This window comes from Cereibacter sphaeroides 2.4.1, assembly GCF_000012905.2.
In the GTDB taxonomy this organism is placed as follows: domain Bacteria; phylum Pseudomonadota; class Alphaproteobacteria; order Rhodobacterales; family Rhodobacteraceae; genus Cereibacter_A; species Cereibacter_A sphaeroides.
The window spans coordinates 681699-694419 of sequence record NC_007494.2 but is presented as its reverse complement, the minus strand read 5'-3'; the positions used below and the strand labels follow the sequence as shown (position 1 = coordinate 694419).

Sequence of the window (12721 nt, the reverse complement as noted above, 5' to 3'; positions counted from 1 at the left end):
GCCTCTCCGCGCTTCCACCGGGCGCGCTGACGCCGCCGGCCTTGCGGGAGGCCGGTTTCTCGGCTCGGAGCCCATGCCGATTGCATGTGCCCGCCGTTTCCGGTTAAGACCCGCCCTCATCGAAAGGGGGCGCGCCAATGTCCGAAGCCCGCAAGCTCTTCATCAAGACCTACGGCTGTCAGATGAATGTCTACGACAGCGAGCGCATGGCCGAGGCGCTCGGCGCCAAGGGCTATGTGCTGACCGAGGTCGCCGAAGAGGCCGACATGGTGCTCCTGAACACCTGCCACATCCGCGAGAAGGCGGCGGAGAAGGTCTATTCGGATCTGGGCCGCCTCCGGCCGCTGAAGACCGCCAAGCCCGACCTGAAGATCGGCGTGGCGGGCTGCGTGGCGCAGGCCGAGGGCGAGGAGATCCTCAAGCGGATGCCGCTCGTGGATCTGGTGGTGGGTCCGCAGAGCTATCACCGCCTGCCCGACATGCTGGAGCGCACCGAAGGGGGCGCCCGCGTGGTGGACACGGACTTTCCCGAAGAGGACAAGTTCGACCATCTGCCCGAGCGCAAGGCCACCCGCGGCCCGGCGGCCTTCCTGACCGTGCAGGAGGGCTGCGACAAGTTCTGCGCCTTCTGCGTCGTGCCCTACACCCGTGGCGCCGAGGTGAGCCGGCCCTTCGCGCGGCTGATGGCCGAGGCCCGCGGGCTGGTGGAGCGGGGCGTCCGCGAGATCACGCTTCTGGGGCAGAACGTGAATGCCTGGTCGAACGACGGCCGCGGGCTCGGCGGGCTCATCCGCGAGCTGGCCCGCATCGACGGGCTCGAGCGGCTGCGCTACACGACCTCGCATCCCAACGACATGGCCGACGATCTGATCGAGGCCCACGGGGCCGAGCCCAAGCTCATGCCCTATCTGCATCTGCCGGTGCAGTCGGGGTCGGACCGGATCCTGAAGGCCATGAACCGCAAGCACACGGCCGAACATTATCTGCGGCTGATCGAGCGGATCCGCGCCGCGCGCCCCGACATCCTGCTGACCTCGGACTTCATCGTGGGCTTCCCCGGCGAGACCGAAGCCGATTTCGAGGCGACGCTCGATCTGATCCGGGCGGTGGGCTTCGGCTCGGCTTTCTCGTTCAAATATTCCGCGCGCCCCGGCACGCCCGCCGCCGAGAAGCCCGAACTGCCGGCCGAGGTCTGCGACGCGCGGCTTCAGCGGCTGCAGGCGCTGGTGACCGAGCAGCAGCGGGCGGCACAGATGGCGATGGTCGGGCGCGAGGTGGGCGTGCTCTACGAGAAGGCCGGGCGCCTGCCCGGACAGATGGTCGGCAAGTCCGACCATCTCCACGCCGTCCATGTCGAGGACAAGGCGGGGCAAGTGGGCGATCTGGTGCGCGTGCGCATCACCGCAAGCGCGCCGAACTCGCTCGCCGGAGAGCGTCTGGGCGCCTGATCCCGGCATCGGCCGGAGAGGGGCGCGGCGGCATTCACAACCGCGCTCTTCTCTTGCGTCCTTTCCGTGCAGCGTCACAAGAAATTGTGGTTTCGTCACCTATTTTCTTGCCTTGGGGCCATCGCGACCCCACTCTTGATACATGGCCCTCCAGCACAAGGAGTTGTCTTTGGGCATCAGCGCGCTGACCCCCCCGACCCGTTCCGAGGATGTCGTGGAAACGCTTCTCGAATTCCCTGACAATCGTCTCCTGATCGATCTCTGCGGCGAGTATGACCGCAACCTGGCGCAGATCGAACATCAGATGGGCGTGCATATCCTGCGCCGGGGCAACCGGCTGGCGGTGATCGGCGACAGGGAAGCGCGGGATCAGGCGTCATCGGTGCTCCGAGGCCTCTATTCCCGGCTCGAGGCGGGCCGCGGTCTTGTCGCGGGCGACATCGACGGGGCGATCCGGCTGGGTCGCCCGGTGCTCGACGCGGCACAGGGCGAGCAGATCGAACTTTTCACCCCGGGAAAATACGAGATCCGCACCCGGAAGAAGCCGGTCGAGCCGCGCACCGAGGCGCAGAAGGCCTATGTCGCCAATCTCTTCGATCACGAACTGGCCTTCGGCATCGGCCCGGCGGGCACCGGCAAGACCTATCTTGCCGTCGCCGTGGGCGTGACCATGCTGATCGGCGGCGTGGTCGACCGGATCATCCTCTCGCGTCCCGCGGTCGAGGCGGGCGAGCGGCTGGGGTTCCTGCCCGGCGACATGAAGGAGAAGATCGACCCCTACATGCAGCCGCTCTACGATGCGCTGAACGATTTCCTGCCGCAGAAGCAGCTCATGAAGCTGATGGAGGAGAAGCGGATCGAGATCGCGCCGCTCGCCTTCATGCGCGGGCGCACCCTCTCGAACGCCTTCGTCGTGCTCGACGAGGCGCAGAACGCGACCACCATGCAGATGAAGATGTTCCTCACGCGTCTGGGCGAGGGCAGCCGCATGGTCGTCACCGGCGACCGCACGCAGATCGACCTGCCGCGGGGCACCGCCTCGGGGCTCGCCGATGCCGAGCGGGTGCTGAAGTCGGTGCGCGGGGTCTCGTTCAACTACTTCACGGCCAAGGATGTGGTGCGCCACCCGCTTGTGGCCCGCATCATCGAGGCGTATGAGGCCGAAGATGGAGCCTCTGGTTGAGACAGTGATCGAAGACGGGCGCTGGGAGGAGCTTGACCTCCCCGCGCTCGCGACCCGTGCGGCCGAGGCCACCCTCGCGGCGCTGGACATGCCGGCGGAGGGCTTCACCCTCGTCGTAATGGGCTGCGACGATGCGCGCATCGCCGAGCTGAACGGCGCCTTCCGCCAGAAGGGCAAGCCCACGAACGTGCTCTCCTGGCCGTCGGAAGAGCGCGCCTCCGAAGAGCCGGGCATGGCGCCCGAGCCGCCCGAACCCGGCGATCCCGAGGATCCCGAGCCGCTCGGCGACGTAGCCATCGCCTTCGAGACCTGCCAGCGCGAGGCGGCCGAGCAGGGCAAGCCCGTGACGGATCATGTCACCCATCTTCTGGTGCATGGGGTGCTGCATCTTCTCGGCTACGACCATGTCGAGGAGGCGGACGGCGACCTGATGGAGGCGACCGAGACAAGGATACTTGCGGGGCTGGGGGTGCCCGACCCATATTGATCCGGCGCCGGATCTGGCGCGGCCATTCGGAAAGGACAGATGGACAGTAGCAGCGACGGGTCTATGGCAGCGCAGAGCGCGCCCGACCAGACGGAAGACGACCAGGCGGAGCCTGGACCGAAAGGCCTTTTCGGCCGCCTTTTCAGCGCCTTCTCGCCCGCCGAGGCCGGAGGCGGTGCCCTGTCCCCGCAGGACCGGGCCTTCGCCATCGCGCAGAGCAGCCTGACCCTTCCCGGCATTGCCAACCTGCGCCGCCTCCGGGTGGACGATGTGGCGATTCCCAAGGTCGAGATCGTGGCCGTGCCGGTGGACATCGGCAAGGAGGATCTGGTGGCGGTGTTCCGCGAGCACGGATTCTCGCGCCTGCCGGTCTACCGCGAGACGCTCGACCAGCCGCTGGGCCTCGTGCTGCTCAAGGATCTGGCGCTTCAGCACGGGTTCAACGGCAACGGCAGCTTCGATCTGAAGACGCTGCTGCGGCCGCTCCTTTATGCGCCGCCCTCGATGCCGATCGGCGTCCTTCTGCAGAAGATGCAGCGCGAGCGGGTGCATATGGCGCTCGTCATCGACGAATATGGCGGGGTCGACGGGCTCGTCACCATCGAGGACCTGATCGAAACCGTGATCGGCGAGATCGAGGACGAGCATGACGAGGTCGAGGGCCCGCTCTGGACGCTCGAGAAACCCGGCGTCTACATGGCGCAGTCGCGCACGCCGCTCGACGAGTTCGAGGCCGAGATCGGCCTGCGCCTCCGCCGCGAGGAGGAGGACGAGGAGATCGACACGCTGGGCGGGCTCGTCTTCCTGCGCACCGGCCGCGTGCCCGTCCGCGGCGAGATCGTCCCGCACGAGAGCGGCGCCGAATTCGAGGTGATCGACGCCGACGCGCGCAAGATCAAGCGGCTGCGCGTCCGTCTTCCGGGCGCCGTCGCCGCGCCCGTGGGGGGGCGCGCGCTGCCGGCCGAACAGCCCCTTCATTCTGGCTGAAATATCCTCGGGGGGTGCGGGGGGCAGACAGCCCCCCGTGGCCCGACCCGTCCCGGCGCACCCGCCGCTCTCCCCGGTTCGGACCTCGTTCACAGCCTCTCGACCGGCCGGCCCTTGACGGCGCAGGTCCGCCGGGGCACCCACGGGCGGTGTCACCGGAGCCGCCATGATCGCCCTCGTTCGAACCCACCCCATGGCCCTGCGCCTCGCCCTTGCCTTCGGAGCGGGCGTGGCTCTGGCCTCGGGGCAGGCGCCCTTCGGCCTCTGGTGGCTGGCCCTGCCTGCCCTCGCCGCCCTGATCGGGATCGTGGCCGGCGCCGCGACCCGCAGGCAGGCCGCGCTCCTCGCGCTCTTCGGCGGCGCGGGGCATTTCGCCGCCGCGCTCAGCTGGATCGTCGAGCCCTTCCTCATCGACGCCGAGACCTACGGCTGGATGGCGCCCTTTGCGCTGGTGCTGATCTCCTTCGGTCTGGCGCTCTTCTGGGCGCTCGCGGGCTGGCTCGCCCATCTCGGCGCCGGCTGGCGGCGGCCCATCGCCTTCGCCACGGCCCTGGGCGCGGCGGAACTGGCCCGCGGCTATGTACTGACGGGATTTCCCTGGGCGCTCATCGGCCACATCTGGGTCGGCGCCTGGCCCGTGCAGGTGGCGAGCCTCATCGGCCCCTCGGGCCTCACGCTTCTCACCGCGCTGGCCGCGGCCCTGCCCATCGCGGGACGGGCGCGGGGTCTCGGCCTCTCGGCGGCGCTTCTCGCGGCGATGGCGGGCTTCGGCCTCTGGCGTCTGTCGCTGCCCGAGCCGCCGCCCGCGGGCCCCGTGCTGCGGATCGTGCAGCCCAATGCCGAGCAGCGCATGAAATGGGATCCCGATCTGGCCGCCACCCATTTTTCGCGCCTCCTCACGCTCACGTCCGACGGTCCGCGACCGGACCTCGTGATCTGGCCCGAGACCTCGGTGCCCTATCTCCTCGACCGCGCGCCGGGGCTTCTCTCCGAGATCGCCGCCGCCGGGCGGGGCGCGCCGGTCATCGCGGGCATCCAGCGCGGCGAGGGCTGGCGCTTCTGGAACAGCCTCGTGGTCGTGGGGCCCGCGGGCGAGATCGCGGGCCTCTACGACAAGCATCATCTGGCGCCCTTCGGCGAATATGTCCCGATGGGGGATCTGATGTTCGAGCTCTTCGGCCTGCGCGCCTTCGCGGCGCAGGAAGGGTTCGGCTATTCGGCAGGCCCCGGGCCGCAGGTGCTCGACCTCGGCCCGGGCCTCGGCAAGGTCCTTCCGCTCATCTGCTACGAGGCGGTCTTCCCGCAGGACCTGCGCACTGCCGAGCGGCCCGACTGGATCCTGCAGATCACCAACGACGCCTGGTTCGGCACCTTCAACGGCCCCTACCAGCATCTGGCCCAGACGCGGCTGCGCGCGATCGAGCTCGGCCTGCCTCTGGTCCGGTCGGCCAATACCGGCATCTCGGCGCTGGTCGATGCGCGCGGCCGCGTCCTGAGCGACCTGCCGCTCGGAGAGGCGGGCTACAAAGATGTCGCACTGCCGGGGGCCTTTCCGGCTACCCCCTTCTCCCGTCTGGGAGAATTGCCGGTTCTGGTGGCCCTCCTCGCCCTCGCGGCGCTTCTTGTGGCGACGCGCAGGCCTCGGGGCGCTTGACCCGCCTCCCCTCAGGGGTGTAGCGCGGAGGGCAACCGTCACAACGGCTTCCTGGCGTGACGGGGTTAACCCCAACGGAGCACTTCCCATGTCCCGCATGAACTACGTCTTCACTTCCGAGTCCGTCTCGGAAGGTCACCCCGACAAGCTGTGCGATCGCGTGTCGGATGCCGTCCTCGATACCTTCCTGGCCGAGGAACCCACCGCCCGGGTCGCCTGCGAAACCTTCGCCACGACCGGCCGCGTCGTTGTCGGAGGCGAAGTCGGCCTCTCCGATCCCCAGAAGCTGGACGAGTTCATGGAGCGCGTGGACGGCATCGTCCGCGATTGCGTGAAGGACATCGGCTACGAGCAGCAGGAATTCCACTGGCGCACCATCGAGGTGCAGAACTTCCTGCACCGCCAGTCGGCCCATATCGCGCAGGGCGTCGACAAGGACGGCGCGGGCGACCAAGGCATCATGTTCGGCTATGCCTGCCGCGAGACGCCCGAGCTGATGCCGGCGCCGATCCAGTATTCGCATGCGATCCTGCGCCGGCTGGCCGAGGTGCGCAAATCGGGTCAGGAGCCCGACCTGCGTCCCGACGCCAAGTCGCAGCTCTCGCTGCGCTACGAGAACGGCAAGCCCGTCGAGGTGCGCTCGATCGTGCTCTCGACCCAGCACGCCCATGAGGAGCAGACCTCCGACGACATCCGCGCCATCGTCGAGCCCTACATCCGCGAAGTGCTGCCCGAGGGCTGGATCACCGAGGCGACCGAATGGTGGGTGAACCCAACCGGGACCTTCGTCATCGGCGGGCCGGACGGGGATGCGGGCCTGACGGGCCGCAAGATCATCGTGGACACCTACGGCGGGGCCGCGCCCCACGGCGGCGGCGCCTTCTCGGGCAAGGATCCGACCAAGGTCGACCGCTCGGCCGCCTATGCCGCGCGCTACCTCGCCAAGAACGTCGTGGCCGCGGGCCTCGCCGAGCGCTGCACGCTGCAGGTCTCCTATGCCATCGGCGTGGCGAAGCCGCTCTCGATCTATGTCGACACCCATGGCACGGGCCAGGTGGATGCGGCGCAGATCGAGAAGGCCGTGGCGGACTGCATGGACCTCACGCCGCGCGGCATCCGCGAGCATCTGAACCTCTGCCGGCCGATCTATGCCCGCACCTCGGCCTACGGTCACTTCGGCCGGGCGCCGGAAGCGGACGGCGGCTTCTCGTGGGAACGGACGGACCTGACCGACGCCCTGCTGAAGGCCGTCTGAGGAACCGGCGGCAAGTCCTTGCCGCATAAGGGCGGATTGCCTCTGACAGACAAAATGAAGCCCCGGCGGATCGCCGGGGCTTCTGTCGTTCTGAAACTCTTGCTGAAAAGGCGCTTCGTGAAATCCGGTTCAGCCCCCGAGGCTGTCCATCACGCCGTAGGCGCCGGCGACGCTGCCGAGCTGCCCGATGCGGCCGCTGTCGCGGGCATAGGCATCGACCGCGGCCGAGGTGCCGGGCCCCCAGGCGCCGTCGATGGAGCCCGAGTAATAGCCGTAGCGCGCGAGCGAGATCTGCACCTCGCGCCGCATCTGGGGCGAGAGCTCGCGGAAGGCCTGGGCTGCGGGCGTGGAATGGACGCTCGGGGCCACATAGCGGGGCTGGTAGGTGACCTGACGCGGGGCGGTGGTGGCATAGGTCGCCCGCGGCTGGACGTAATATTGCGGCTGGGCCGGCGGGGCCGCATAGCGGGGCTGCTGCTGACCGAAGGGCCACTGGCCGTTGGCGCGCATGTTCTGCATCACCACGCCCGCAACGGCCGCGGTGGCGGCGCCGGCGATGAAGGCCTTGTCCTTCTTGCCGAGCGCATGGGCGGGCGCCGCGGCGGCGGGCACCAGCGAGAGGGCGGCCAGCGCGGCGATGGCGGTCTTGCGAAGGTCGATGGTCATCTCTGTCTCCGTTGTTCGCGCCCCGGTCGGCAGGGGCGGTGGTATCTGCTGCTCCGGAACATGGGTCGAAGCGGCGTGTCAGGCAAAAACCCGGGGCTGCTATCGGATAACAGCGCCCCCGGATCTCCCTCAAGTCACTGAAATGTAAGGAAACGGAAAGCCGCTCATCCCCCGGTTCCCGAGGCGGCAAAAACTTGCGCGGGGGGCGGTTGACCTGTGGCGCGGGGGCGTTTAGGGGCTGGCGGAGGCTGCAGAAGGTGCCGAAATGAGTGACGACGACGCCCCCGAATCCCTACGCGGCGCGGCGGACGGCCCCGCCTGGCGCAACTTCTATGGCCGGCGGTCGGGCAAGACGCTGCGCCCCTCGCAGAAGGTCTATCTCTCCGAGGATCTCGGCCGGCTGCGGCCCGAAGGCATCACGCGCGAGGAGAACCCCGAGCGTCGCCCGCTCGATCTCGGCGCGCTCTTCGGCGGCCGTCCGGTCTGGCTCGAGATCGGCTTCGGCGGCGGCGAGCACATGGTCCATATGGCTGCGCGCAATCCCGGGATCGGCCTGATCGGCTGCGAGCCCTTCGTGAACGGGGTGGCGATGCTGCTCGGCAAGATCCGGGCGGCGGGCGTGGAGAATCTCCTCGTGCACCCGGGCGATGTGCGCGATCTCTTCGACGTGCTGCCGGAGGCCTCCGTCTCGAAGGCCTTCCTCAACTATCCCGATCCCTGGCCGAAGAAGCGCCACCACCGGCGCCGGTTCGTGACGCAGGGCTATCTCGGCCCTCTGGCCCGCGTGCTCGCGCCGGGGGCCACGTTCCGCGTTGCGACCGACATCCCCGATTATGTGCGCCAGACGCTTGAGGAGGTGCCGCAGGCCGGCTTCGATCTCGTGTCGGAGAGCGGCGAGGCCTGGGAGGACTGGCTCTCGACCCGCTACGAACAGAAGGCGCTCCGCGAGGGACGTGTGCCGCACTACATGACCTTCCGGCGACAGGGCTGAGCGGCCTTAGAAAAAGACTTTTAACTCAGTGATCTGTGTGCTTTTGCTCGCGTGCTGCATGAGCATGGTGGGATCGGCACCCCGCGCTTGTGCGGTCCACATGTAGGCCCTGCGCCTTGTGTCGTCGGGTGGTGCGCGGTGCCTGCGGGCGGGTTTGATGCTGGACCGGACCGGGCGCATTGGGTAAGGCTCGCGCCGTCAATCTGGAGGAAGATCATGTCCGGACACGGGCCCGCGCAACCGATGACCGCTCGCCGCTCGGGGCCGCTGAAGGGGCGTGCCGAGATCCCCGGCGACAAGTCGATCAGCCACCGCGCGCTGATCCTCGGCGCCATGGCGGTGGGCGAGACGCGGATCACGGGTCTTCTCGAGGGGCAGGACGTGCTCGACACCGCGAAGGCCATGCGCGCCTTCGGCGCCGAGGTGATCCAGCACGGGCCGGGCGCCTGGTCGGTGCATGGGGTGGGCGTGGGGGGCTTCACCGAGCCCGCCGAGGTGATCGACTGCGGCAATTCCGGCACCGGCGTGCGGCTGGTGATGGGGGCGATGGCTACCTCGCCGCTGACCGCGACCTTCACCGGCGATGCCTCGCTCCGCAAGCGGCCCATGGGGCGGGTGACCGATCCGCTGGCTCTGTTCGGCACGCGCGCCTACGGGCGCAAGGGCGGGCGGCTGCCGATGACGCTCGTGGGCGCCGCCGATCCGGTGCCGGTGCGCTATACGGTGCCGGTGCCCTCGGCGCAGGTGAAATCGGCGGTTCTTCTGGCCGGGCTGAACGCGCCCGGGCAGACGGTCGTGATCGAGCGCGAGGCGACGCGGGACCATTCCGAGCGGATGCTGCGCGGCTTCGGCGCCGAACTCAGCGTCGAGACGGGGCCCGAGGGGCAGGTCATCACCCTGACCGGGCAGCCGGAGCTTCGGCCGCAGACGGTGGCGGTTCCGCGCGATCCGTCCTCGGCGGCCTTTCCGGTCTGCGCGGCGCTGATCGTCGAGGGATCCGAGATCCTGGTGCCGGGGGTGAGCCGCAATCCCACCCGGGACGGGCTCTATGTGACGCTGCTCGAGATGGGCGCAGACATCGCCTTCGAGAACGAGCGCGAGGAGGGCGGCGAGCCGGTGGCCGACCTGCGCGTGCGGGCCTCGGCCCTCAAGGGCGTGGAGGTGCCGCCCGAGCGCGCGCCCTCGATGATCGACGAATATCCGATCCTGTCGGTGGTGGCGGCCTTTGCCGAGGGCTTGACGATCATGCGCGGCGTGAAGGAGCTGCGCGTGAAGGAGAGCGACCGGATCGACGCGATGGCGCGGGGGCTTGAGGCCTGCGGCGTGCGGATCGAGGAGGACGAGGATACGCTGATCGTCCATGGCATGGGCCGGGTGCCGGGCGGGGCCACCTGCGCCACCCATCTCGATCACCGGATCGCCATGAGCTTCCTCGTGCTCGGCATGGCGGCGGAGGCGCCGGTGACCGTCGACGACGGCTCGCCTATCGCGACCTCCTTCCCTGCCTTCATCGATCTGATGGCGGGTCTCGGAGCGGATCTGGCGGCGGGCTGAGCAGGCGGCGGCGGGGGCTTCGCGCCCCCGCACCCCCGCGGGATATTTGGACCAGAATGAAAGGCCGGGGAATGCGCTTCACGGTGGCGATCGACGGGCCGGCGGCGGCCGGCAAGGGCACGATCTCGCGGGCGGTCGCGGCGCATTTCCGCTTTGCGCATCTGGATACGGGGCTGCTCTATCGCGCGGTGGGGGCGAAGGTGACCGAAGGCGCCGATCCGGTGGCGGCGGCCGAGGGGCTCGATCTTGCCGATCTCGCGCGGGGCGATCTGCGCTCGGCCGAGGCGGGGCAGGCCGCGAGCCGGGTGGCCGCGCTGCCCGAGGTGCGGGCGGCCCTCGTGGCCTTCCAGCGGAGTTTCGCGCGGCGCGAGGGCGGGGCGGTGCTCGACGGGCGGGACATCGGCACCGTGATCTGCCCGGAGGCGGAGGTGAAGCTCTTCGTGACGGCCTCGGACGAGGAGCGCGCGCGGCGGCGCTGGCTCGAACTGGCGGCAAAGGGCGGCGCGCAGAGCGAGGCCGAGATCCTGGCCGATCTGCGCGAGCGCGACCGGCGCGACCGCGAGCGGGAGGCCGCGCCGCTCCGGCCTGCCCCCGATGCGCTCTTGCTCGACACGACGGAACTGACTATAGACGCCGCAGTGAACAAGGCGATCGAAGCCATCGAACTGAGGCAGGCGCAGGGTCGGGAGTAATCCTCGGCCCTCATTGCCGTGAGGCGGCCCTGTTCGCCGCGATGCGAAAAGACCGGCGGAGCCAACCGCCAGGCCCGTGAAATGACGTGAAAAGGATAACTGACTGCATGTGCGCTAAAGCAACCATGGAAGAATTCGAGGCCCTCCTGAACGAGAGCCTCCAGATCGACACCCCCCAGGAGGGGTCGGTCGTGAAGGGCAAGGTCATCGCCGTCGAAGCGGGCCAGGCCATCATCGACGTCGGCTACAAGATGGAAGGCCGCGTCGACCTGAAGGAATTCGCCGACATGTCGGGCTCGGTCGACATCTCGGTCGGGGATGAGGTCGAGGTCTATCTCGACCGGGTCGAGAATGCCCGTGGCGAGGCCGTCATCAGCCGTGACAAGGCCAAGCGCGAGGAAGCCTGGGACCGTCTCGAGAAGGCCTATGCCAACGAGACCCGCGTCGAGGGCGCGATCTTCGGCCGCGTCAAGGGCGGCTTCACCGTCGATCTCGGCGGCGCCGTGGCCTTCCTGCCCGGTTCGCAGGTCGATGTGCGCCCCGTGCGCGATGCGGGCCCCCTGATGGGCATGAAGCAGCCGTTCCAGATCCTGAAGATGGACCGTCGCCGCGGCAACATCGTCGTGTCGCGTCGCGCCATCCTCGAAGAGAGCCGCGCCGAACAGCGCGCCGAGGTCATCTCGAACCTCTTCGAAGGCCAGACCGTTGACGGCGTCGTCAAGAACATCACCGAATACGGTGCGTTCGTCGATCTCGGCGGCGTGGACGGCCTGCTGCACGTCACCGACATGGCGTGGCGCCGCGTGAACCACCCCTCGGAGATCCTGTCGATCGGCGAGACCGTGAAGGTCCAGGTCATCAAGATCAACAAGGAAACCCACCGCATCAGCCTGGGCATGAAGCAGCTCCAGTCGGATCCGTGGGATGCGGTGGAAAAAGCCTATCCGATCGGCTCGGTCCACAAGGGCCGCGTGACCAACATCACCGACTACGGCGCGTTCGTCGAGCTGGAAGCCGGTGTCGAAGGTCTGGTCCACGTCTCGGAAATGAGCTGGACCAAGAAGAACGTGCACCCCGGCAAGATCGTCTCGACCTCGCAGGAGGTGGACGTCATGGTGCTGGAAATCGACAGCGCCAAGCGCCGCGTGTCGCTCGGTCTCAAGCAGACCATGCGCAACCCGTGGGAAGTCTTTGCCGAAACCCATCCGGTCGGCACGCCGATCGAGGGCGAGGTCAAGAACATCACCGAATTCGGTCTGTTCGTGGGTCTCGAGCACGATATCGACGGCATGGTGCACCTCTCGGATCTCAGCTGGGATCAGCGCGGCGAGGAAGCCATCCAGAACTACCGCAAGGGCGACGTCGTGAAGGCGGTGGTGACCGAGGTCGACACCGACAAGGAGCGGATCTCGCTCTCGATCAAGGCGCTCGGCGACGACACCTTCTCGGAAGCCATCGAAGGCGTGAAGCGGGGCTCGGTCATCACCGTGACCGTGACGGCGATCGAGGACGGCGGCATCGAGGTCGAATACAACTCGATGAAGTCGTTCATCCGTCGTTCGGACCTGTCGCGCGACCGCGCCGACCAGCGTCCGGAGCGGTTCCAGGTGGGCGACAAGGTGGATGTCCGCGTGACCAACGTGGATGCCAAGACCCGTCGCCTCGGCCTGTCGATCAAGGCGCGCGAGATCGCCGAAGAGAAGGAAGCCGTCGAACAGTACGGTTCGTCCGATTCGGGCGCCTCGCTGGGCGACATCCTCGGCGCGGCGCTGCGCAACAGCGATCGCGGCTGAGGTCGCCTCAG

General features: G+C 68.6%; 11 protein-coding genes and 1 riboswitch. Of the genes, 10 read left to right on the top strand and 1 reads right to left on the bottom strand.

The features are described from left to right. Positions 1-137 precede the first annotated feature (137 nt). The 6 genes from miaB (at position 138) to metK (ending at position 7014) form a co-directional block, all read left to right on the top strand. Complete coding sequence (gene miaB, locus RSP_RS18650; RefSeq protein WP_011339445.1) at positions 138-1448, top strand: tRNA (N6-isopentenyl adenosine(37)-C2)-methylthiotransferase MiaB; 1311 nt, start codon at positions 138-140, stop codon at positions 1446-1448. Between the two features lie 142 nt (positions 1449-1590). Then, positions 1591-2631 carry a PhoH family protein gene (locus RSP_RS18645; protein ID WP_011339444.1) on the top strand — a complete coding sequence of 347 codons (1041 nt, stop codon included), beginning with the start codon at positions 1591-1593 and terminating at the stop codon, positions 2629-2631. Then, a complete protein-coding gene (gene ybeY / locus RSP_RS18640) occupies positions 2615-3118 on the top strand; it encodes an rRNA maturation RNase YbeY (protein WP_011339443.1) in 504 nt (167 codons plus the stop codon). Before RSP_RS18645 ends, ybeY begins: the two co-directional genes overlap by 17 nt. 39 nt (positions 3119-3157) lie before the next feature. Beyond that, positions 3158-4105, top strand: a complete 948-nt coding sequence (locus RSP_RS18635; protein ID WP_011339442.1) for a transporter associated domain-containing protein — start codon at positions 3158-3160, stop codon at positions 4103-4105. Positions 4106-4271: 166 nt separating this feature from the next. After that, on the top strand, positions 4272-5759 hold the full coding sequence (lnt, locus tag RSP_RS18630) for an apolipoprotein N-acyltransferase (RefSeq protein WP_011339441.1): 1488 nt from the start codon (positions 4272-4274) through the stop codon (positions 5757-5759). Between the two features lie 32 nt (positions 5760-5791). Beyond that, positions 5792-5841, top strand: a riboswitch (SAM-SAH riboswitch). 6 nt (positions 5842-5847) lie between these two features. Beyond that, positions 5848-7014, top strand: coding sequence for a methionine adenosyltransferase (gene metK / locus RSP_RS18625; protein WP_002724558.1), 1167 nt, complete (start codon positions 5848-5850; stop codon positions 7012-7014). A 129-nt stretch (positions 7015-7143) separates the two neighbouring features. On the opposite strand, the gene RSP_RS18620 is transcribed toward metK, so the two are convergent. Continuing rightward, the gene (locus RSP_RS18620; RefSeq protein WP_002724556.1) at positions 7144-7680 is read right to left on the bottom strand and encodes a peptidoglycan-binding protein; all 537 of its coding nucleotides are present in this window, start codon (positions 7678-7680) and stop codon (positions 7144-7146) included. A gap of 265 nt (positions 7681-7945) precedes the next feature. On the opposite strand from RSP_RS18620, the gene trmB reads away from it, so the two are divergent. The 4 genes from trmB (at position 7946) to rpsA (ending at position 12710) form a co-directional block, all read left to right on the top strand. Then, entirely contained in the window at positions 7946-8671 is a 726-nt protein-coding gene (trmB, locus tag RSP_RS18615; protein WP_011339440.1) for a tRNA (guanine(46)-N(7))-methyltransferase TrmB, read from the top strand. Between the two features lie 216 nt (positions 8672-8887). Then, positions 8888-10225 (top strand): 3-phosphoshikimate 1-carboxyvinyltransferase, encoded by a 1338-nt coding sequence (aroA, locus tag RSP_RS18610; protein ID WP_011339439.1) that lies wholly within the window; start codon positions 8888-8890, stop codon positions 10223-10225. A 71-nt stretch (positions 10226-10296) separates the two neighbouring features. After that, positions 10297-10917, top strand: a complete 621-nt coding sequence (locus RSP_RS18605; protein WP_011339438.1) for a (d)CMP kinase — start codon at positions 10297-10299, stop codon at positions 10915-10917. Positions 10918-11024: 107 nt separating this feature from the next. Further along, on the top strand, positions 11025-12710 hold the full coding sequence (gene rpsA, locus RSP_RS18600) for a 30S ribosomal protein S1 (protein WP_009564251.1): 1686 nt from the start codon (positions 11025-11027) through the stop codon (positions 12708-12710). Positions 12711-12721 lie beyond the last annotated feature (11 nt).